Annotated in this window: 19 protein-coding genes; 9 read left to right on the plus strand and 10 right to left on the minus strand. The window is 63.7% G+C overall.

From position 1 onward, the window contains the following. Positions 1-4: 4 nt before the first annotated feature. The 5 genes from M0D65_RS14030 to M0D65_RS14050 form a co-directional block, all read right to left on the minus strand. Positions 5-961: an ABC transporter permease gene (locus M0D65_RS14030; RefSeq protein ID WP_245811387.1), complete on the minus strand. Its 957-nt coding sequence runs from the start codon at positions 959-961 to the stop codon at positions 5-7. A 128-nt stretch (positions 962-1089) separates the two neighbouring features. Beyond that, the gene (locus M0D65_RS14035) at positions 1090-2610 is read right to left on the minus strand and encodes a sugar ABC transporter ATP-binding protein (protein ID WP_266253213.1); all 1521 of its coding nucleotides are present in this window, start codon (positions 2608-2610) and stop codon (positions 1090-1092) included. Positions 2611-2743: 133 nt separating this feature from the next. Beyond that, positions 2744-8104, minus strand: a complete 5361-nt coding sequence (locus tag M0D65_RS14040; protein ID WP_301718526.1) for an autotransporter-associated beta strand repeat-containing protein — start codon at positions 8102-8104, stop codon at positions 2744-2746. Positions 8105-8355: 251 nt separating this feature from the next. Then, positions 8356-9168 carry a sulfotransferase gene (locus tag M0D65_RS14045; RefSeq protein WP_266253214.1) on the minus strand — a complete coding sequence of 271 codons (813 nt, stop codon included), beginning with the start codon at positions 9166-9168 and terminating at the stop codon, positions 8356-8358. 175 nt (positions 9169-9343) lie between these two features. Further along, complete coding sequence (locus M0D65_RS14050) at positions 9344-10279, minus strand: LysR substrate-binding domain-containing protein (RefSeq protein WP_266253215.1); 936 nt, start codon at positions 10277-10279, stop codon at positions 9344-9346. Positions 10280-10417: 138 nt separating this feature from the next. Between M0D65_RS14050 and M0D65_RS14055 the strand changes: the two genes are divergently transcribed. From M0D65_RS14055 to M0D65_RS14095, 9 genes are all read left to right on the plus strand, one after another. Further along, a complete protein-coding gene (locus M0D65_RS14055; protein WP_266253216.1) occupies positions 10418-11497 on the plus strand; it encodes an ABC transporter substrate-binding protein in 1080 nt (359 codons plus the stop codon). Positions 11498-11542: 45 nt separating this feature from the next. Then, positions 11543-12622 carry an ABC transporter ATP-binding protein gene (locus M0D65_RS14060; RefSeq protein WP_266253217.1) on the plus strand — a complete coding sequence of 360 codons (1080 nt, stop codon included), beginning with the start codon at positions 11543-11545 and terminating at the stop codon, positions 12620-12622. Then, a complete protein-coding gene (locus tag M0D65_RS14065) occupies positions 12609-13481 on the plus strand; it encodes an ABC transporter permease (RefSeq protein WP_266253218.1) in 873 nt (290 codons plus the stop codon). Before M0D65_RS14060 ends, M0D65_RS14065 begins: the two co-directional genes overlap by 14 nt. A gap of 12 nt (positions 13482-13493) precedes the next feature. Further along, positions 13494-14291, plus strand: coding sequence for an ABC transporter permease (locus tag M0D65_RS14070; RefSeq protein WP_266253219.1), 798 nt, complete (start codon positions 13494-13496; stop codon positions 14289-14291). Then, positions 14288-15430, plus strand: a complete 1143-nt coding sequence (locus M0D65_RS14075; RefSeq protein WP_266253220.1) for an FAD-binding oxidoreductase — start codon at positions 14288-14290, stop codon at positions 15428-15430. Before M0D65_RS14070 ends, M0D65_RS14075 begins: the two co-directional genes overlap by 4 nt. 66 nt (positions 15431-15496) lie before the next feature. Continuing rightward, positions 15497-15871: a (2Fe-2S)-binding protein gene (locus tag M0D65_RS14080; RefSeq protein ID WP_266253221.1), complete on the plus strand. Its 375-nt coding sequence runs from the start codon at positions 15497-15499 to the stop codon at positions 15869-15871. Continuing rightward, entirely contained in the window at positions 15861-17255 is a 1395-nt protein-coding gene (locus M0D65_RS14085; protein ID WP_266253222.1) for an NAD(P)/FAD-dependent oxidoreductase, read from the plus strand. Before M0D65_RS14080 ends, M0D65_RS14085 begins: the two co-directional genes overlap by 11 nt. Continuing rightward, complete coding sequence (locus M0D65_RS14090; RefSeq protein ID WP_266253223.1) at positions 17248-18390, plus strand: FAD-binding oxidoreductase; 1143 nt, start codon at positions 17248-17250, stop codon at positions 18388-18390. The genes M0D65_RS14085 and M0D65_RS14090 overlap by 8 nt, the downstream gene beginning before the upstream one ends. Before the next feature lie 53 nt (positions 18391-18443). Continuing rightward, a complete protein-coding gene (locus tag M0D65_RS14095; protein WP_091008143.1) occupies positions 18444-18797 on the plus strand; it encodes a RidA family protein in 354 nt (117 codons plus the stop codon). 10 nt (positions 18798-18807) lie between these two features. On the opposite strand, the gene M0D65_RS14100 is transcribed toward M0D65_RS14095, so the two are convergent. The 5 genes from M0D65_RS14100 to M0D65_RS14120 all read right to left on the minus strand — a co-directional run bounded on the left by M0D65_RS14100 (position 18808) and on the right by M0D65_RS14120 (position 22760). After that, positions 18808-19743, minus strand: a complete 936-nt coding sequence (locus tag M0D65_RS14100) for a glyoxylate/hydroxypyruvate reductase A (RefSeq protein ID WP_266253224.1) — start codon at positions 19741-19743, stop codon at positions 18808-18810. Positions 19744-19795: 52 nt separating this feature from the next. After that, a complete protein-coding gene (locus tag M0D65_RS14105) occupies positions 19796-20587 on the minus strand; it encodes a class II aldolase/adducin family protein (protein ID WP_266253225.1) in 792 nt (263 codons plus the stop codon). Positions 20588-20656: 69 nt separating this feature from the next. Beyond that, positions 20657-21988 carry an MFS transporter gene (locus M0D65_RS14110; protein ID WP_266253226.1) on the minus strand — a complete coding sequence of 444 codons (1332 nt, stop codon included), beginning with the start codon at positions 21986-21988 and terminating at the stop codon, positions 20657-20659. A 239-nt stretch (positions 21989-22227) separates the two neighbouring features. Then, a complete protein-coding gene (locus tag M0D65_RS14115) occupies positions 22228-22482 on the minus strand; it encodes an H-NS family nucleoid-associated regulatory protein (RefSeq protein WP_091008156.1) in 255 nt (84 codons plus the stop codon). A gap of 41 nt (positions 22483-22523) precedes the next feature. After that, positions 22524-22760 carry a hypothetical protein gene (locus M0D65_RS14120; protein ID WP_266253227.1) on the minus strand — a complete coding sequence of 79 codons (237 nt, stop codon included), beginning with the start codon at positions 22758-22760 and terminating at the stop codon, positions 22524-22526. Positions 22761-22763 lie beyond the last annotated feature (3 nt).

The raw sequence follows: 22763 nt of genomic DNA on the forward strand, positions 1-22763 counted from the left end.
CGTATTACGTCCGCTGCGTCGTATCGCGCCCCACGCTAAACGTAAAAGCCAATGCACCGACCAGCAACACGCCTTTGATGAAATCCTGCATGTAGTACGGCGCGTTCAGCATCGTCAGACCGTTGAGCAGCACACCGACGAACACCGCGCCCACCACGGTGCCGAACACATTGGGCCGTTTCGCCCCCCACACCGCGTAGCCGACGAGCGCCGCTGCCACGGCATCGAGCAGCATCGAATGACCGGCGCTGACGTCGCCGCGTCCCACGCGCGCGGCAATCAACACGCCGCCAAGCGAAGCGATCACACCCGAAGCGACATACGCCGCGATCCGGTAACGCGCGGTCGGCGCGCCTGCGAGTCGCGCCGCCGTTTCATTGCCGCCGATCGCATAGATCACACGCCCCCAGCGCGTCGTCTCCATCACGATGCATGCGATTACGGTCAACACGGCGAGCAGCACGACCGGCACCGGTACGACGTCGAACAGACGTAGCCGGCCGAGCGCGAGAAACGCGTCGGGGAACGTGCCGGTCGTTTCGGTACCGTCCGGCAGCACGGTGCCGGTCGCGAGCGAACGACCGCCGGTCGGAATCAGTTGCAGCCCTGCGAGCAGGAACAGCGTGCCGAGCGTCGCCAGTTGATCGGGTACGCGCAGGCGCGTGATCAGCAAACCGTTGAAGAGACCCGCGGCCGCGCCGAGCACCACGCACGCGACAACCGCGGCCAGCGCACTGCCGTGCCAGACGATCAGCACATAGCTCGCCGCCATCTGCGCGGATGCCGCCACGCTCCCCACCGACAGATCGAAACCGCCTGCCGCAAGCGTAATCGTCACGCCGATGCCGAGCAGCGCAACAATCGACACGGCCTGCAGAATGCTGAACAGGTTGTCGACATTGAGGAACGCAGGCTCCTTCACGGTGAATACGATGACAAGCACCGCAAGCACGATCAACATGCCGCTGCGCTCGAGGTATTCGCGCCACGCGAGCTTCGATCGCGCAGCGGGAATCTGCGCAGGAACAGTATCGACCGGAACGGAGTCGTGGTCCGAATGCGCTTCAGAAACGCGTGGTGAGCCGGTCTTCATGACAATGGGGAAAGTTCGGGTTCGAAAGAAGAGGTGTGGTCGATCGTGCCGCGATCGAAGCGCACGACGCGATCCGCGATCTCGAACGCTTCTTCGAGATCGCTGACGAAGACGAGGGTCGCGCGCTCGTGAGCCTGCGCGCGCAACGTATCGACGATATCGGCTCGCGCGCCCGCGTCGACGCCCTGGAACGGCTCATCGAGTAACAGCAGCCGCGCGGGTTGTGCGTGCCAGCGCGCGAGCACAACTTTTTGCTGATTGCCGCCGGAGAGCTTCGTCAGGCGATCGGTGGGACCACTACAGCGAATGCCGAAGCGTTCGATCGCGTCAGAGGCGGCACGCGCTTCGACTGCACGTTGCACGCGGCCGCGCGGAAACCAGCGCGGTAGAAACGGAAAGCTGATCGTGCCCGCTATCGACGCAAACGACACGCTATCGGCAAACAGCGACGTACGCCAGCGGTCCTCGCCGGCGAAAAACACGCCGGCACGAATTGCGTCGGCGGGCGAGCGCGGTTGCCACGGTGCACCGTCGAGCGACATGCGACCCGCAACGAGCCGGCCCGCTCCGAAGATCGCACGTGCCAATCGCGACTTGCCACCACCGACCGGCCCCGCAATCGCGACGATTTCGCCACGACGCACGTCGAGATCGAACGGGATGGAATGCTGCGTCAACTGCACGCGCTCCGCGTGAAAACCCGTTAATCCCGCATGCGCCTTAGCGATTTTGGGCAACGTCGGTGTTTCGATGGAACCAGGTCCACGCACAAGATGACTACGCAACGGCCGACCGATCATCGTCTCGACCGCCGCATCGAAATCGATCGGCGGCCGCAGATCGGCAACGATGCGCCCATCGCGAACGATCGCGACACGATCGGCGAGTCTGCGTAAATCGCCAAGCCGGTGCGACACGAGCAGGATCGCTACGCCTTCCGCCCGCAATGTGTCGAGCAACGCAAACAACCTCTCTGCTTCGGGTGCCGAGAGGCTTGCAGTAGGTTCGTCGAGAATCAGCAATGCGGGCTGCGCGGCAAGCGCACGCGCGAGCGTCACGAGTTGCTGGGCAGCAAGCGGCAGCGTAGCGAGCGGTGCGGACAGATCGACATCCAAACCAACGCGCGCCGCCAGCGGCGCGGCACTACGCCGACGCGCAGCGGGCGTCGCGCGCCACGGCCCAGCGCCATCGCACAACCGGTCGAGCAGCAGATTGTCCGCGATCGACAGCGACGGCACGACCGCATCGGCAATCGATTGATGCACGGTCGCGACGCCGAGCCGCTTCGCAGCCTGGGTGGATTCGGGCGCAAACGAATGCCCTGCGAGCGACAATGTCCCTGCATCGGCGCGATATACGCCACTCAGTATCTTCACGAGCGTCGACTTGCCCGCGCCGTTCGCGCCCATTAGCGCGACGATCTCGCCGGCACCGATCGACAGATCGACGTGCTCGAGCGCGACCGTCGCGCCGAAGCGCTTCGATACGGCGGAAACGGTGAGAACGGAAAAGGTCATCGAGGGCATATACGACGGAAGGTCGACCTGAGATGCTAGCGACGCGCGACGGCACGGCCAACGAACGGTTGGTCATATGGTTATCAGCGTCGCGCGGCTGCTGCGGACGAAACCCGCGCCGCGCAACGCCGAATCAGAACGTATACCCGACCTTCACGCTCGCCGCCTGCGCCGAAGCATGCGTCGTGTTGATCAACGCGTCGTACCCGACCGATACCGTCATGGCCTTCGTCGGTTCCATCTGCAAGCTCACGCCCGCCGACAGATAGCCGCGCGGCAAACTCGTCCCCGGTGCCGCGAAGACGGTCCCATCCTGCGCCGTCACCGACACCGTACGGTTTGCATTCAGCAACTCATGCGCATAACCGAGGCGCAATTGCAGATCGATGGGTCGCAGCGCATCGCCGAACGCCTTGTCGAAGGTGACCTGCGCGTAAGGCTGCAGGCTCTGCACGTTGTCGGTACCGACGTTGAGGTCCTGGCCACCCGCACCGCTTTCGCCAAACCCGTTCGCGTGGAGATACGCGAAGCGCAACCCCATGCTCGGCGTGACGACGAAGCTGCCAAACGTGAGCGGCATGCTTGCCTGTCCGCCGGCCGTCAACTCGTGGCCGATGTGGTCGCCTTCCGCAGTACCAGCAGGCCCGAAGGGCCGCTTCTGCGAGAGGAAATCGAGCGCATAGCCTGCGGTCGCCGATACGCCGACCGGCCCGAACCAGCGGTTGCCATATACGGCGATGCGCAGTGTGTCGGCTGTGGCCGAGTCGCCGGTCTGCTGTTCGTCGATGTCGGTGTGTGCGTAGCCGGCGGCAACGCCCAGCGTGTAATCACCGACCTTGCTGTCGAGTCCCGCGAGGAAACCGTAGCGGTCTGCCTGATAGCCCGGCTCGTTGTTGGCGCCGCCTACATGCGTCTGCGCACCGGTTGCGTCGATCCAGCCGCCGGGCGCACCGGCCGTCGCCGCGGAGGCGTGGTTCATCCGCGCGAGCAGCGTTGAGTTCGCAGCCTGCGATCCCATCGAGACACTTGAGCCGAGCGCCGTGTAGATGCTGATGTCCTTCGGCGCGACGACCACGGTCCCTCCGGGGTTGCTCGGGTTACCCGGATTGCCTGGATTGGTCGTACCGACGGATGCATTCGCCAGTGCCAGCTCGACCTGATTGCCGGTGTAAGTCACGTTCTGCTGCAACGCGCCGAGATCCGCGCCGGACGATAGCGTTTTCGTGACACTGCTGAACTGTCCGCTGACGCCCTGCCCCGCGGCGACGAGCGTGTATTGCTTCGCGGTGTAGGTCCCGGGATCGTAGGTAATTGCGAGCACACCGTTCAGCGTTGCTGTGCCGGTCACGTTGAGCAGCGATGCCGCCGTCGGACTGACCTCGACGGCGAGCGATCCGTTGCTCGCCTGCGTATAGTTGCCGCCGACATTCAACGTGCCGACCGAGCCGCCCGGCGCAACCGTGCCGCCGTTGTTCGCGATGTTGCCGGCCACCGTGCCGTGGCCGCGCAGCGTGCTGGTCGCGTTGACCTGCACGTCGCCGGCAAGGCTCGCTGCGGTGTGATCGGCGTCGCCCACTTCGAGCATGCCGGCGTTCAGGATCGTGCCGCCGCTATAGGTGTTCTGGCCGTTGAGCAGCAACGTGCCCGCACCGCTCTTCAGCAAACCGCCGGTGCCGGTGAGCGCCTGCGCAACCGTGAACGTATTCGCCGCAGCGTCGATGTCGAAGCCGCCACCCGCGCTGCCCCAGACGATGTTGCGCGATGTCTGGTTGAAGCTCGTGCCGGTGACCTTCAGCGAACCGCCTGCGAAATCAAGCACATTGGTGCTCTGCCCGAGGTTCTCATCCGACGCTACCGACAGGTAGCCGCCCGACAGCGTCGTCGCGCCCTGATACGTGTTCGTGCCGTTCAGTACAAGCGTGCCGCCGTCGGTCTTGTTCAGGCCGCTGGTGCCGGTGAGCACGTTGTCGATAGTCGCCGTTGCGCCACTGCTTACGCGCACGACGGGCGCAACGCCGCTCTGCCCGACCAGAGTAAGTGCACCGCCGGTGAGCGTGTAGCCGTCGGTCAGGAACTGCATGCCGGTTGCGCTGACGGCACCGCTGCTGTCGTCGACCGTGACCGTGCCCGCGGCACCGCCGAAGATCGCGAAGGAAGGCTGCGGCGACATCGGTCCGACGTTTTCGCCGCTGGTGTTCGCCCAGTTATTGGAGAAGACACTCCACGTGCCGCTGCCGCCGCCCATCGCATTCGCGCTGGCCTGGCCGTTCGCGTCCCACTCGTCGAGCGTCAGGTTTTGCGTGTCGATCAGGTTGATCTGTCTGTCGACGGTGAGAATCTGCAACGACGTGCCGGCAGGCGGTGCGAAGCCGCCGCTCGTGATATCGAGCGACGTGCCCCAGTCGAACAGGTTGTACAGCCCCGGTCCCATGCTGCCGAGATTGTTGACGTTGAGCGTCGAACTGCCGATCGATAGCGCGCCTTTGACCACGACGTGGTCGCTCTGGCCCGGTGTGCTGAAGTTCGGTCCCGGCGCTCCGAAGTCGAAATTCAGTTTCGAACCGTCGCCGATGCTGAGATCGCCCGCCACTGTGAGCGTCCCGATGGTGCCCGCCGTGCCTGCGGCGAGCGTGCCGCTATTGGACACAGTCGCACTGCCCAGCACGGTGCCGAAGCCGCTCAGCGTGCCGCCGTTCACGCTGACGTCGCCGCCCACCGTGGCGGTCGTATGGCTGCTGTCGCCGACAGTCAGCGTGGCGCCCGACGCGATCGTCGTGAGACCGGTATAGGTGTTCGCACCATTGAAGACTTCGCTTCCAGCGGCAACGTTGACCGTCCCTGCGCCGGCGATTACACCGCCGTAGGTATCGTTGGCGTTGCCAAGCGTGAGGCCCGCGCTGCCGAGATTGACGTTACCGCCGCTGCCGCCGAGGCTCACGATGCTCAGGCTGTTGCCCGTTCCTTTGCCGGAAACATCGAGCGTGCCGCTGTCTACCTGCACGCGCGAACCGCTGATCTGGCCACCAACGCCAAGGGCCAGCGTGCCTCCCTCGATCAGCGTATTGCCGGTATAGGTGTTGTTGCCGGACAGCGTCTGCGTGCCGCCGTCGATAGCCAGCCCACCCGTGCCGCCTATCACACCGCCGAAGGTGTTCACTCCGTTGGCGATCGACAGGTTGTTTGCGCCGAGCGTCACCGTGCCGACGCCGGTCAGGCTGCGCAACGCGAGCGTCGAGTTGCCCGTCAGGCCGGACAGGTCGAGCGTGCCGGTCACCACCGCGAGCGACTGCCCCTGACCGATCTGGCCGCCGCCCGTCAGCTTCAACGTGCCCGTGCTGTTGATCACCGTGTTGCCGCTGTAGGTATTGATACCGCTTAGGGTTTCCGTGCCGCTGCCGAGCGCCAGCCCGCCGACGCCACCGATCGCGCCACTGAACGTATCGGCAGCAGCCGAGAGAAACAGGCTGCTCGTGCCGAGCGTCACCGTACCGCTGCCGGACAGGCGGTGTAGCGGGACTGTCGTGCCCGCGTTGAGCCCCGACAGGTCGAGCGTGCCGTTGACCACCGCGCGCGACTGCGCCCCGATCCTGCCATTGCCCGTCAGTGCCAGGGTGCCGGCATTGATCGCCGTATCGCCTGAGTAGGTGCTGACTCCGGAGAGCGTCTCGGTGCCGCCAGTAAGCGTCAGCCCGCCGGTACCGCTGATCACACCGCTAAAGCTATCGTTGGCCGGCGCAGCTAGAACGAGGGTATGTGCGCCGAGCGTCACGCTACCGCCGCCCGAAATACCGGCGAGCGTCGCGGACGTGCCGGTGATGCCGGAGATGTCCAGCGTCAGCGCGGCACCGGAAACCTCAGCGCCGTGCAGATCGCCGGTTCCCGTGATCGCCACGGTGCCCTGATCGATCGCGAACTGTCCGCTGAACGCAGAGAGGTTACCCCCGAGCGTGAGCGTGCCGCTGCCGGTCTTGGACAGACCACCCGCTCCGGCGATGAAACCATTGAACGTACCGGCCGCGGCCTGGTTGAACTGGACAGATGGCGCTGTCCCGAGGTTATTGTTTGCGAACGTCAGGTTGCCGGCAAACGTGCCGGTGTCGCCGATCAACTGCCCCTGCTGCAGGGTCCAGTTGATGCCCGCGTTACCGGTGCCGGTGAGCGTCCAGACACTGTCGCCGGTCTTGACGTTGTTCGCAAAACCGACGATCAAACCGGCATCGATCGAGCCGTTGGTTGCACCGGCGAGCGTCAGCGTATCGCCACCACCGGTGGTGCCGCTCTGGCTTTCGATATTGCCCGTGAAGGTTGCACCTGAATTGATGACCAGCTGGTTGCCGCCGCCGGAAAACAGCACTGAGTCGGCTTGTCCGCCAGCGCCGTTGTTGCCGCCCGCAATCGCGCCATTGGTGATGACGGTTTCGCCGCCCCACGCGCGCACACCGACGCCCGGCGCGCCGCTTTGCGCGCTATTTCCCGGGACGACACCGGCACCGCCGCCGGTAATCGTACCCGCGTTGTTGAGCGTGGCGCCCGCGCCGACCAGGTTGACGCCGGAGCCGCCGCCGCCATAGCCGCCGGGCTCGTTCTGCTGATCCTGAAACGCGCCCGGCGCGCCGCCTGCGCCGCCGGTAATGTGAGCGCCGGCACTGTTGGTGATACCGGCACCGGCGCCCAGTACCAGCAAGCCGTCACCGCCGCCGCCACCGCTGCCCGCATAGCCGCCGTTTCCGCCCGAACCACCGGCACCACCGATCAACCTGCCGCTATTGGTCAGCGTCACATTGCTCGCGCCCGCGCCGACGATCACACCCGCACCACCGCCACCACCGGCGCCCGGATCGGCGTTCGTCGCGATAGTCGCATCGCCGCCCACGCCGCCCTTGCCACCCTGGATCACCGTAGCGGCCCCCACGGCCGGCGCCGAATTGCCGTCGTTGATGAAGACGCCACCGCCACCGCCACCGCCGCCACCACCGAAGAAACTATTCGCTGGCGATGCCTCGCCAGCCCCGCCATCGCCGCCGGTGGCCGACGCAGCGACCCCAGGCGATCCAGTCGCGCCTGCGGTTCCGCCGCTCCCGCCTGTCGCCGTCACACTAGGCCCGCCGTTGTCAAGGACACCGTCCGCGCCGTTGCCGCCGTTACCATTGCTGGCTGCACTCCCTGAAGTTTCCGAAGTGCCGGTGCTGTCGAGAAGCGTTGCACCGCCGCCGGTACCGTTACCCGAGCCGCCGTTGTTATTACGGGTAGGACGAAAGCCCACGCCCCCAGGCGCGCCGCATCCGGACGGACTGGTCGGCGTACAGGTCTGGCTCCAGGCGGTCGCGCTCATCGACGCGAGCGCGAAGCTGGCAACAGCAACTGCGAGTGGATGGCGACGCAGCGCCCGGGCCGTGAAACGGCCGGCAGCACCGCCATGGGCATGCGCATGTTCCGGGGCCACCTGTACGGCGTTGGACGCCCGGTTCCATACGAGTCGGTAGACACGATTCATCGTTGACTCCTCCACTGTCGCGCGGTGTCGTCAAACACCGCGGCGCAGATCAGGCGAGTCAATACTGTCGATTTGTAATTTCGCGTGAAAAGGTATTGCGGGTATTGCGCACGCGCATTCGGACCGTATGCCCGCCGTTGTGTTTTATGCTTTTTAGAGTTGGCGAGGTATCGTGACGCATGTCGATGGTTGAATCAACAACTTTTCAAAAGTTACATTTCGACCGATTACAGCGGCTGTAATGGCACGATTTACACCACCTGTACGCCGCGCAGATTCATCTTCGGATTAGTCCAGAACGCGTCGTTTTCGAAGCGCCTAAACACGTCCGGCGGCAATATCGTCGCGCGGCCCGACGCGACGACTTTCTTGTGGACTTTATGCAGGCCCGGTGTGCCGGCTCGCGCGTCGAATTCGTCGGCATCGAAAAGCACGTTGTCGAAATCATGCTGAAACAAAGGCTCGCCGACAAACGCGTAGACGGCCTCCATTGCGCCGGCCGGATCGCGCACCAGCGTCTCGTACTGCAGCAACAGCAACTGTTGCGCGTGCTCGCCGTAAAAGGCTTCCTTCAGCGAGTTGTACGCGTAGCCGACCATACCCTCCGCGTTGCCGACGCCTTCGGCGCGGCTGTAGACGGTGCCGCCGGTCTGGTAGTTGAAGATGGACGACGGCTGTAGCGCGTTGTCGCGCACGACTCGCTCGATACTGTCGATGATCCACGAGACGTGGCGCACGCACGCAATCACTTTCGCTTGTGGAAACAGCTGATGCACGAGCGGCAGCTTCGCGCACCACGTCCGGCTCGTATCGAACACGACATCGGCCTTAAGGTCCGCGCCGTAGTAGTTGTCCAAGATGCCGCGCAGCAGACGATGCCGCTGCTCATCGTTCACGAACAGCGCAAACTCATTGCGGTTGCTCATCTCGCCAAGCAACGCGGACACCATTCCCGCGACAGGCCCGCTCATGTTGGCGTGAAAGCGCGGATTCTGGCGCAGCAATGCGGCCAGTAATGTGGAACCCGATCTCGGCAGACCCGATATGAAATGGAATGAGCGCACGCTTTACCTTTTCTCTGGAGAAGATGTCGACTTAATCCGTATGACTTCACCCTGATTCGCGTCGTCGATTTTTTACGGTCGCTTTGGCGCAATCACATCGAGGGTTAGTCGGAATTTAAACGCTGCCGCGCGGAAACGACAAGCTATTACGTTTTATTACTTCGCAAAAGGCAAGCTACCGCGAACGAGACGATCGATTCCCCCGCTCCGGTCTTTCCATAGCAGCAAGCCGGTCGTCGTGAGTTTTGCGCAGCACCTCGACAAACTCCTGCGTCAGGTGCGAGCGCGGCTGGTGCGGCGGATACAACAGATAAATCGGAAACATCACCGCCGGGGAAAACGGCCGGATCGCAATGCCAGGACCGATGAAGTCCTGCGCGACGATCGGATGAGCGAGCGTCACGCCCAGGCCGCAACGCACCATCTCGCAACAGATCGCCGTGTATTGCGCCTCGATTGCCATCACCCGTTCGACGCCGGCGCGCTCGAACACTTCGTCCGTTTGCGCGCGCGTGCCGTCCCCGTGACAGAGCGAAACGAACGGTTCCCCCTGAAGATCTTTGGGTCTCAGCGACGCCTTCTTCGTCAGCCGATGATCCGCCGGCAGCACACAGACCGCGGCCACTCTCGATAGCAGTTCGACTTCGCTACTGGACGCTTCGCTGCGGTAAATCGCAACACCGAGATCGCAGAACTGCGAACTGGTCCAGTGATTGACGGTACCCGACGTATTCACATGCAAAGAGACGGTGACGTCGGGATACAAGGCCTGAAAGCGCTGGATCGCGTGGGGCACAAGCGTCATCCCCGCCGACGGCATCGCCGCAATGCGCAACCGCCCGGTGCCCAGGTTCTTGATTTGCGCCGCCGCGTTGGTCAATCCCTGCAACCCCACATAGGCGCGCTCCACTTCGCGGAAAAACGCATTGCCTTCGCTGGTCGGGATCAACCGGACGCCGCTGCGCTGAAACAGCAGCAGCCCGGTTTCGCGCTCGAGCTGCGTGATCAGACGGCTGATATTGGGCTGCGACGTGAACAGCTCTTTGGCCGCCGCGGTCATCGAGCCGGCCAGCATCACCGCGCGAAACGCTTCTATGTGCTTCAGATTCATGGCTCGAAACCCATATCACAGTTGTATAGGTAGTTATTTTATTCGTATTGGACGATATGCCTCGCGACGAACAAAATCAATTCGCGCTACCCCCACACCGACCCAACCATCCGACCCGCCTCGTCCGGAGAACCGCATATGGAACACACACAGCCACCGCGCCGTTCGGCGTCCTCCCGTGGGTTCTTGCGGCCGCGCGCCGTCGCGCTGGGTCTCGCAGCGACGCTGGTTGGCCCGTTGCTTGCGCAGGCCGAAACGACGCTGTACGTAGCGAACGTCGGTGGTTCGAACGAGACCATGTACCGGCAAAAAATCATCCCGGCGTTCGAGAAGGCGCATGACGTCAAGATCGTTTACGTCGCGGGCAACTCGAGCGACACGCTGGCGAAATTGCAGGCACAGAAAGGCCATCAACAGATCAACGTGGCGGTGATGGACGATGGCCCGATGTATCAGGCGATGCAGATGGGCCTGTGCGCGAAGGTCGATGAAGCACCGGTGATGAAAGACCTGTATCCGCTCGCGCGTCTCGGCCCGGCTGCGGTCGGCGTCGGCATGGTGGCGACGGGAATCGGCTACAACGCCGAGGCGTTCAGGAAGATGGGGCTGCCCGCGCCGGACTCGTGGAACGTGCTGACCGACAAACGCCTGAAGGGCAAGCTCGGTGTTCCGCCGATCACCAACACGTACGGGCTGCATACGCTCGTCATGCTTGCGCGGATGAACGGTGGCGGCGAAAAGAATATCGAGCCCGGTTTCACGGCGATCGCCAAGCAGATTGCTCCGAACGTGTTGTCCTGGGCTCCGACGCCGGGAGAGATGGACGGCCTGATGCAAAGCGGCGACGTGATCCTCGCGCCCTATGGGAGCGGCCGTGCGGTTGCGCTGCAGAACACGGGTTTCCCGCTCAAGTTCGTCTATCCGAAGGAAGGTGCGGTCGCGCTGCAGGTCGCGGCGTGCGTGGTCGCGGAGAACGCCCAGCCCGCGTTGTCGCAGCAGTTCGTCCAGTATCTGTTGAGTCCGGACGTACAGGTCACTCAGGCGCAGGCGATCGGTCTCGGCCCGGTCAACAGCACGGTCAAGCTCACGCCTGAAGTGGCGGCACGCGTGCCTTATGGCGCCAGCGAGATTGCAAAACTGGTTGCGCTGGACTGGGCCACGATCAACCCGCATCGCGCCGAATGGACCGAGCGCTGGAATCGCAGCGTCGAACGTTGATCGATCGCGGATAGAACGCACGTCGCACCTTTTTCACAGGCCCCTATGAGCTTTCTGACACTCACCGGTATCTCGAAGCGCTACGGCGACTTCACGGCGATCGAGCAGATCGACCTCGAGGTGGAGCGCGGCGAGTTTCTGTCGCTGCTCGGTCCGTCCGGTTGCGGTAAGACGACCACGCTGCAGATGATCGCGGGGTTCGTCACGCCGGGCAGCGGCACGATCCGGCTCGACGGACGCGACATTACACACGAACGGCCAGAAAAACGCGGCATGGGTGTCGTGTTCCAGAGCTACGCGCTGTTTCCGCACATGACAGTGGACGGCAATGTCGGCTTCGGTCTCGAGATGCGCAACATGAAGCGTGCCGCGCGTACCGAGCGCGTCGCCGAGGCACTCGAACTGGTGCGTCTGGGCGGTCTCGGCAACCGCTATCCGAAAGAGCTGTCGGGCGGCCAGCGACAACGCGTCGCGATCGCGCGTGCCCTCGCCATCCGTCCGCAATTGCTGCTGCTCGACGAACCGATGTCCAATCTCGACGCCAAGCTACGCGAAGACATGCATATCGAGTTGCGGGCGATCCAGAAGCGTCTCGGCATTACGACCATCCTCGTCACGCACGATCAGGTCGAAGCGATGACCATGAGCGATCGCATCGCGGTGATGGAGCGCGGCAGGATCGCGCAGTTGAGCACGCCGTTCGAAGCGTATGAGCGGCCCGCGACGCCGTTCGCGTCGACCTTTCTCGGCAAGACCAATCTGCTGCAGGGCGAAGTGTTGCGCAGCAACGGGCGTTGCGCGGAAGTACAGGTCGCCGGCATCACGCTCAAGGTGCCGCACGAAGGTCGCCACGTGCACGACAGGGTGAACGTGTATCTGCGTCCGGAGAAGGTTCGTCTCGCGAGCACCGATACCGTCCATGCGCGTACGACCGGGCGCATCGCCACGCGTGTCTTCACCGGCAACCAGTGGTTACTGCTGGTCGACACCGGCCTCGGGCAGATCAGCGTTTCCCAGCCGAACACCGGGTTGCCACCGCCACCGGAAGACGCGCAGGTCGGCATTGCATGGTCGGATGACGACCTGCGCGTGCTGCAGAAGGAGGGCTCCGATGGCCACGCTTGACGATGCCCGCGCAGGCGCTGCGCCGTGGCTTTTGTCGGCCCCCGCGTTGCTGCTGTTCAGCGGCCTGTTGCTAATTCCGCTGCTGTTGACGCTCGCGCTGTCCTTTCATGTCTTCAGCGACACGCAGGGCACACTGCCCGCTTACACGCTGCGAAATTATCTGGAAGTCATCACCGATCCCTACTACGGCGCGATCTTCGGCCGCACCGCGGTGCTCGCGCTCGCCGTGACGCTACTGTGCGTCGTACTCGGCGTGCCCGAGACCATCGTGCTCGCGCGTATGCGCCGACCGTGGCAATCGTTTTGTCTGCTGGTCGTGCTCGGTCCGCTGCTGATCTCGGTGGTCGTGCGCACACTCGGCTGGCAGATCCTGCTGGGCAACAACGGCATCCTGAACAACGCGCTGCTCGCGCTTCACATCACGTCCGAACCGATCCGTCTCGTCTTCACGATGACCGGCGTGGTGATCGCGCTGACGCACGTCCTGGTGCCGTTCATGGTGATGTCGGTATGGGCGACGTTGCAAAAGCTCGACTCGCAAGTGGAATGGGCCGGTCGCTCGCTCGGCGGCTCGCCCTGGCGCGTATTCCGCCGGGTCGTGTTGCCGCAGATCCTGCCAGGCGTGCTGTCCGGTTCGATCATCGTCTTCGCGCTGTCGGCGTCGGCATTCGCAACGCCCGCGCTGATCGGTGGGCGGCGTCTGAAAGTCGTTGCCACGGCCGCCTACGACGAATTTCTCGGCACCTTGAACTGGCCGCTCGGCGCGACCATCGCAGTGCTCCTGCTGATCGCAAATGTCGCGATCGTGATGGGTTGCAGCCGGCTCGCCGAGCGGCGCTTCAAACACATCTTCGATTGATCCGGGCACATCATGAAACAGAACGGATTCCTCGCCCTGCTGTTCAACGCGATATTCCTGACGTTCATCGCCGCGCCGCTCGTCGTCGTGGTCGCCGTGTCGTTCACCGACAAGGGCTTCATCTCGCTGCCGTTCGATGGCGCCTCGCTACGCTGGTTCAGGGCGATTCTCGACAACGACCAGATCGTCGATGCATTCTGGCTCTCGGTTCGGCTTGCGCTCGTCGCTGCAACGATCGGCGTCGCGCTCGCGGTGCCAGCGGCACTGGCAATCGCGCGTTACCGGTTCCCCGGGCGCGGCGCGCTGACCAGTTTTTTCCTCTCGCCGATGATGATCCCCGCCGTCGTGCTCGGCATCGCGTTCCTGCGGTTTCTCAGCCTGCTCGGACTTGGCGGTTCGTTCTGGGCGCTCTGCGCGACGCACGTGATCATCGTGTTGCCGTATGCGCTGCGGCTCGCGTTGTCGTCGGCGGTCGGGCTTGACCGGGATGCGGAGCGCGCGGCGCTGTCGTGCGGCGCAAGCCGCTTCACCGCGTTTCGCCGCGTCGTGCTGCCGATGATCCGCACCGGCGTCGCGGGCGGCTGGGTGCTGTCCTTCATCCAGAGCTTCGACGAGCTGACGATGACCATTTTCGTTGCGACACCCGGTACGACCACGCTACCGGTTGCGATGTACAACCAGATCGCGCAAACGATCGATCCGCTGGTCGCTTCCGTGTCGACCGTGATGATCGTCGGCACAGTCATCCTGATGCTGGTGCTCGACCGGATGGTGGGTCTGGACCGCGTCCTGATCGGAGAAACACGATGATGGGCAATACAACCGGCCGCCCTGACGTGCTGGTGGTGGGGGGCGGTCTGGTAGGCGCCGCAGTCGCCTACGGACTCGCGCGCGAAGGCCGCAAGGTCACGGTGCTGGACCAGGGTGACAACGGTCTGCGCGCGTCGCGCGGCAATTTCGGGCTGGTCTGGGTGCAAGGAAAAGGTTACGGCGTGTCGACGTACGCGCGCTGGACACGCAGTTCGGCACAGCAATGGCCGGGGCTCGCCGCAGCGCTGCTCGAGGAAACCGGCATCGATGTATCGCTGAAGCAACCCGGCGGTTTTCATCTGTGCTTTTCCGACGACGACCTTGTCGAACGCGAGGCGCGCCTTGCGGCGCTGAGCGCTGAACTCGGCGGCGATTATCCCTACCAGATGCTCGATGCACGCGAATTGCGCGAACGCATTCCTGCAGTCGGCCCCGCGGCGATCGGCGCAAGCTACACGCCGATGGACGGCCACGTGAATCCGCTCAAGCTGCTGCGGGCACTGCACGAAGCAATGCAGCGACGTGGTGTGACGCTTGTCGGTGGCGAGGAAATCGGGCGCGTCGATGCGCAACCGGGCGGCTTCGCGGTGCACGGCAAGAGGAACGCGTGGCACGCACCGCGCGTCGTGCTCGCGGCTGGGCTGGGTAACCGCGCGCTGGCCGCCGACGTCGGACTGCATGCGCCCGTTGCGCCGAATCGCGGACAGGTATTGGTCAGCGAGCGCGTCGCCCCCTTTCTCGATTACCCGACGCTCAACGTGCGTCAAACCGACGAAGGCTCCGTGCAGTTCGGCGATTCGATGGAAGAAGTCGGCTACAACGACTTCACCACCACCGACGTTCTATCGACCATTGCGCGGCGCGGCATACGCAGTTTTCCGCTGCTGAAAGACGTGCGGCTCGTGCGGATGTGGGCCGCATTGCGCGTCTATAGCCCGGACGGTCTGCCGATCTACGAGCAGTCGTCAAGGTATCCAGGCGCCTTTGTCGTGACCTGCCATAGCGGCGTGACGCTGGCCGCTGCCCACGCGATGCGGATCGCGCCGTGGGTCGCGGGCGGCACGATCCCCGATGAACTCTCCGCATTCCGCGGTGGCCGTTTTCTCAGTGCGGAGCGAACTACCAGCCATGCTCATTAGCCGCTTCGTCGCCTCATCTCATGAAACGGCGCACGCCACTCTCCAACCCCGACATTGCGTTTTGCCATGACTTCCAGACCGCTATTCAGAGTGCTTGAGCCGACCGCGCCCGCTGTCGCCGATGCGACCATCCAGATCTGGTTCAATGACCAGCCGCTGGGTGTGCCGGGCGGTCGTTCGGTTGCGGCCGCGTTGCTCGCCGCCGGCATCCAGCGTTTTCGCGCGACGCCGGTATCGGGTGCGCCGCGTGCACCGTATTGCATGATGGGTGCATGTTTTGAATGCCTCGTTGAAATCGACGGCATACCGAGCCGCCAGAGTTGCCTCGTCATGGTGAAGGACGGCATGCGCATCCGTTCGCAGGAAGGTGCGCGCGATCTGCCGCCGCCTGCGGATTTTCGTCTGCCACAATCCGCAGAGGGAAACGCTCATGGTCACTGATTCCGTCGATGTTGCCGTGATCGGTGCCGGGCCTGCCGGACTTGCCGCTGCCACTCAGGCTACGCGGGCAGGGTTGTCGGTGATCCTGCTCGACGAACAGGATGCTGTGGGCGGACAGATCTATCGCGCGATCGAACGCAGTGACGCGCAACGCCGCGAGATTCTCGGTGCGGACTATAGCGCCGGTGCAGCACTCGCCGAGGCGTTCGCGCGCTGCGGCGCGCGCCACCTGCCGAACGCGTCGGTCTGGCAAGTTACGCGCGAGCGCACGGTGCACTATCTGCGCGACGGCAAGGTGGGCAGTATCGAAGCGAAGCGCGTGGTACTCGCAACCGGCGCGTTCGAACGGCCCTTTCCGATTCCCGGCTGGACCTTGCCCGGCGTGATGAGCGCCGGTGCCGCACAGATCCTGCTGAAAAGCGCCGGCGAAGTGCCCGCCGAACCGCCGGTCCTCGTAGGCTGTGGACCGCTGCTGTATCTGCTCGGCTGGCAGTACGTCCGGGCCGGCGTACCGATTCGCGCGCTTGTCGATACCACGCGTCACGCGGATCGCTGGCGGGCGAAGCGGCACATGCTGTCCGCGTTGCGTGCCTGGCCTTTCTTGAGCAAGGGCCTGCAGTTGATACGCAGGTTGCGCGATGCCGGCGTGCCGATGTACGAAGCCGCCGACGATCTGCGCGTCGAAGGCACATCCGGCGACGACGGAACCGAACGTGCTCGCGCGCTGCGCTTTTCGGTGCGCGGCGTGCCGCAGCGAATCGAGGCGAATCTGATTCTGCTGCATCAGGGCGTCGTACCGAACACGCAGTTCACGCTGTCGTTGCGCGCGGCACACCGTTGGGACGCCGCGCAATTGTGCTTTCGGCCTGAGACCGATGCGTGGGGTGAACTCGACATCCCTGGCATCTTCGTCGCTGGCGATGGCGGTGGAATCGGCGGAGCACAGGCGGCGAAGATCCAGGGTGAGGTGATCGCGCTCGCCATCGCCGCGCAACTCGGCGCGATCGACACCGCAACGCGGGACCGCGACGCTGCCCCACGTCTGCGCGAGCTAGCTGCGGTCATGCGCATCCGGCCGTTCCTCGATAGCCTCTATCGTCCTCGCGATGAAAATCGCGTGCCGGCCGACGACGTCGTCGTGTGCCGCTGCGAAGAAGTCACGGCGGGCCAGTTGCGGCAGTTCGTGGCGCTCGGTTGCGCCGGACCGAATCAGGCGAAGTCGTTTGGCCGCTGCGGGATGGGGCCGTGTCAGGGGCGCCTGTGCGGGTTGACCGTGACCGAAGTCATCGCCGCAGCCCGCGGCGCGCCGCCCGACGAAGTGGGCTACTACCGCATCCGTCCGCCGATCAAGCCACTGACGCTCGGAGAACTCGCCGGTGACTGAGCACGCAACCCGCGAGTCGGACGTCCTGGTGATCGGCGGCGGGCTGCACGGATCGAGCAGCGCGTTCCACCTCGCGCGTCGCGGCGTGACGGTGACCGTGCTCGAAGCCGACTATGTCGGTCGTCATGCATCGGGTGTCAACGCCGGTGGCGTGCGCACGCTCGGGCGTCCGATAGAGGAAATTCCGCTTGCGTTAATGTCGCGTGAAATCTGGCACGACCTCGTCGCCACGATCGGCGACGATGCAGGTTTCGTCGCGTCGGGACAGTTGAAGATTGCCGAGACCGACGCCGAACTCGATGAATGCCGCGAACGCGTTGCGCTTCTCGAAGCGCAGGGTTTCACGCATGAAACGATCATCGATCGCGAAACCGTGCGCGAACTCGAGCCGGCGCTTGCGCCGCATGTGACCGGTGGAATCTGGGTCGAGCGCGACGGCTATGCGCTGCCGTTTCGAGCCACGACCGCGTTCCGGCTGGCCGCGCAAAAGCACGGTGCGCAATTTCACGAAGGCACGCCGGCAACGCGGATCGGGCAGTGCGGGAGCCGCTGGGTCGTCGATACACCGCGCGGTGTTTTCTCGGCCATGCATCTGGTCGTTGCAGCCGGTGCGTGGGCGGGCGAGCTGGCGCAGCAAGTCGGCGAGCCGGTACCGGTTCATCCAGAAGGACTGATGCTGATGGTCACGCATCGCGTCGCGCCGTTCTGTCGTGCGACGCTCGGCGCAACGGGGCGACCGCTGTCGTTCAAGCAATTCGATAACGGGACCGTTGTGATCGGCGGCAAGCTGATCGGGATTGCCGATCTGCAGGCGCGTCATGGCGAGGTGGATTTTGCACGGCTGGTGAAGAGCGCCAATACGGTGGTCGAGCTGTTTCCGCATCTGCGTCATCTCGGGATCAATCGCGCATGGGCGGGTGTGGAAGCATTCACCGACGATGCGTTGCCTGTCATCTCGTCGAGTCGGCGTGCGTCGAATTTGACCTATACGTTCGGTTACTGCGGGAGTGGGTTCCAGCTTGGGCCGGGCTGCGGCAAGCTGGTGTCCGAACTGGTGATGGACGGTGTAGCATCGTTGCCGCTCGATGCCTTCGCCATTGACCGCTTCGGCAAGACGACGGAGGCATCGCATTGAATCTTCGTAACGTCGCGTACACGCGCGCTATTTTTTAATCTAAAGGAAATCGTATGAGCGAAATTGTCAGGATCGAAACGAATCAACGGATGAGCCGCGTGGTGAAAGCGGCGGGGCTGGTGTTTATCGGTGGGCAGACCTCGAATGACCGCACGCTCGATGTAAAAGGGCAAACCCAGCAGGTGCTGGCGAAGATCGATGGATTTCTTGCGCAGGCAGGCATCGACAAGACGCGGCTGGTGTCTTCCCAGATCTGGCTGGCGAATATCGAGCGGGACTTTGCGGGAATGAACGAGGTATGGGACGCGTGGGTCGCGCCGGGCTGCGCACCGACGCGAGCGACCGTCGAATCGAAGCTGGCCGCGCCGGACTTGCTGGTGGAAATTACGGTGACGGCGTTGGCATAACAACCGGCGGTCAGTACCCCCTGCTGCGATCCACCACATGCCGCAACGCGCCGCCGCTCAATAGCTGCTGCACGTTATATGCGACCTGCTCGCCGATGCATTCGAAGCTCGCCACCGACGCCATATGCGGCGTCACGATCAGATTCGGCGCGCGCCAGTAGGCGTCGTCGGGGGGCAACGGTTCGGTGTCGAACACATCGACGATTGCGCCGCCGAGCTGCCCGTTCTCGAGCGCGGCCAGCAGGTCCGCACGCACCACGTGTTCGCCGCGGCCCGCGTGAATCAGTCGTGCGCCACGCGGCAACGCATCGAAGGTCGCGCGGCCCAGGATGCCGCGCGTCTGTTCTGTAAGCGGCAGCAGACACACTGCGAGGTCCAGGTCCGAGCAAAACCCGGTGAATTGATCCGCACCGAAGGTCGTGATGCCAGGCAAGCTTTTGCGTTCGCGCGACCAGCCTCGAACATCGAAACCGAAGCGATGCAACTCGGTAGCCACGCGCGCGCCGAGCGTACCGAGCCCCATCACGCCGATCCGGCGTCGCGCCGCGTCGATCTGTCTCGGACGTCGCCAGATCGCCTTCGACTGGTTCGCCAGCACCGCATCGAAGTGCCGGTGAAAATGCAGCACGCCCCACATCACGAATTCGGTCATACCCTGCGCGTGAGCAGGGTCGACGACACGGCACAGCGGCACATCGGGCAAGGTCGGATCGCTGAGGATGTTGTCGACTCCTGCTGCGATGCTATGCACGAGCCGCAGTTGCGGCAACGTTGCGAGCGCGCCAGCTGGGGGGTTCCAGCACACCGCGATTTCCGCGGTGTCTGCGCCGGGATCGCCGGGCAGGCACACGCGTAAATTCGGCGCGTGCGGTTGAAGCCGCTCGGTCAGTGGACCGGCAAGCGGCGACATGTCGAAGTTGTCGGCAAGTAACAGGAGATGCGTCATTGGTGGTGCGGGGTCGTCGTCAAGTCAAGAACAGAGATCGAAGAGGCGCGGTTCAACTGCGATAGTCAGAACCGGAATCGTCGATCAACCGCAACGCCGCTTCCCACGCGAGATCGATGATGCCGTCCGCCTTGTCGCTATGGAACTGGGCAGCGGTCAGCTTGCATACCGCCTCCGATACCGGATTCAATTCCGCGCCGCCCGCCAGCGCCTGCACCTGGATCTGACAGGCGCGCTCGAGAAAATAGATCTCGTGAAACGCCGTGCCCGCCGATGCACCACCGGCCAGCAACCCATGATTGCGCAGGATCATCGCGTTGTGCGTGCCGAGATCCGCGATCAACCGCTCGCGTTCGCCGAGATCGAGCGCGATGCCTTCGTAGTCGTGATACGCGAGGTGCCCATAGAACTTCAGCGCGTGCTGACTGATCGGCAGCAAGCCCTGCTTCTGCGCCGACACGGCAGAACCGGCCGACGTATGCGTGTGCACGACGAAGTGCAGGTCCTCGCGTGCCATATGCACGGCGGAGTGAATCGTGAAACCCGCGGCATTGACGCGATAGCGCGCGGCGTTCTGCTCGTCGTCCGCATCGGGTTCGACGACGCGCCCGGTGCTGTCGATCTTCACCAGATCCGACGCACGCATTTCATGGAACAGCACGCCGTAGCGGTTGATCAGGAAGTGATGCTCGGGCCCGGGCACGCGAGCCGTGATGTGCGTGTCGATCAGGTCGGTCATGCGGAAATGCGCGACGAGCCGGTATAACGCGGCCAGGTCGCAGCGAACAGCCCATTCTTCGCTGCTGTAGCGATGTGCGGTCGAAGCCGCGAGCGTGGCGCTCATGAACGATGTCTCCATTGATGATGTTTCAAAGTGGCACGTGACAGACACGCATGCACGATATGACGCCCTTCACACCTGAGCTTGAGGCTGGGCTTGCGCCTGGGAAGCAACGTCGCCGTGCAAAGCGACTCTCTGCTGATAACGTGCCAACCCGATGATGCCACCAAGCGAAACCAGCGACAGCAGCGAAAAAAATAGTGCGAGCGGCACCCATTGCCCCTGGAAGCGTTGCGCGAGCATCGTGCCGATCAGCGGTGTCGTGCCGGCCGCCACCGTCGCACATAACTGGTATGCGATTGAAATGCCGGAGTAGCGCAAGCGCGTCGGAAACGCCGCTGTCATAAAACCGGCAATCACCGCATACACCGCTGACAGCGTGACGACCGCCAGCGAAATACCCGCGATGATCGCAACCGGTTGCTGCGTGTTCACGAGCAGAAACATCGGATACGGCGTGAAAATCGACACGCTCGCGGCCAGTGTCAGAAAACGTGCATCGCCGATTCGGCTCGCCAGCCACGCGGACACGGGCTGCGACAACAGCTGAATGATCGTCACGACGAACAGGCAATCGAGGATCGTCGTCTTCGGTATCGACAGCCACGTCGTTACGTACGAGATCATGAACGTGTTGGTAAAGAAGAAGCCGGCCGCGCCGATCGTCGTTGCCGCGGCGGCGAGCAGGATCGGCCGCAGATGCGTTCGCAGCACTTCGCTGACCGGCGCCACCGCGAGCTTGCCCGCGGCCCGCGCGCGTTCGAACTCGGGCGATTCCTCGACGCCGAAGCGGATCGCGAGGCCGATCAGCAGCAGCACGAAGCTCGCGAGAAACGGCAGGCGCCAGCCCCATGACACGAAGCTCGCATGATCGAGCGACGTAACGAGACGGAAGGCGATCAGCGTCAGCAGCAAACCGGCGGGGCTGCCCATCTGCGGGAACGATGCGAAGAAAGTCTTGCGCCCCTGCGGCGCATGCTCGCTCGACATCAGCACCGCCCCGCCCCATTCGCCGCCCGCTGCAATGCCCTGCACGATGCGTAGCGTGACGAGCATGACAGGTGCCCAGACACCGATCGATGCGTAGGTCGGCAGCAAGCCGATGCCGGTTGTGGCGCCGCCCATCAGGAACATCGTTAGCAGCAACATCTTCTTGCGCCCAAGCCGGTCGCCGAGGTGGCCGAACACCATCCCCGACAACGGCCGCGCGACAAACCCCGCGAAGAACGTCGCAAACGAAGCCAGCGTGCTCGCAAAACGGTTGGTGCCCGGAAAGAAGATTTCGCCGAGTACGAGGGCAGCGGCAGTTGCGTAGGCGTAGAAGTCGTAGAACTCGACGGTGGTGCCGATGAATGCGGCAGCGGCCGCGCGGACCGGCTGGCGGGTGTGGACCGGATGACTCATGGCACCTCTCAGTGGGCGGATGAACTGCGGGGAACGGTGCAGTTATCAGTGGCCAATATCAGTCCGTAAAATGGCGTTTTTTTATGCGCGGTATTACTGCGGCTAATGGCGTGCCAGGTCTTGCCAGCCGGGCTTAGGCGGGGAATTCGAACCATGCCCGGCAAATCGGTGCGACGTAGTGCGCTGCGCTATTGTGTCGATCGAGCCGACAGATCGAACCGGCACAACGCCCACGCCGCTCAGCACCGAAAGTGTTCGATGTCCTGCCCCGCATTGATCGCCCGTCGCAACCAGTCGGGCCGCTCGCCCTGACCATCCCAGCGGTTGCCAAACGCATCGCGATATTTCGGTCTGGCTGCTTCGGCAATAAGCGCCGCTTCCAGGACCTCCATCGTGATGTCGAACTCTTCCATGCGATTCCGGATCCACTGGATCAGCCGCTCGCGCGCCTGCCCGTCGAAATCCAGTACCTGTTGTTCCGCTTGTTGTTTCATGACGTACCGGTTTTTCGCAATAGTCAGCCGAAATCGGCCGATTACGCGTTCGAATAAACAAAGGCAAAAACAAAGGCCTCGCGATTGCCGGCGAAACCTTTACCTGAAATGTGGCTGGCAGGACGAATGAATCCCTGGCGCGCTTCCCCGAACAGGAAACCGCGTGCGACCGACTGGTGGGTTACGAAACACACGTCCGCTGTACGGTACGTGCTTTCGCCAGTGAAACCCTTGTGCAAGGGATGCATCTCCGATATAGCGCGGATTTTATCATCCATTCT

The organism is Paraburkholderia sp. CHISQ3 (genome assembly GCF_030464945.1).
Taxonomy (GTDB): domain Bacteria; phylum Pseudomonadota; class Gammaproteobacteria; order Burkholderiales; family Burkholderiaceae; genus Paraburkholderia; species Paraburkholderia megapolitana.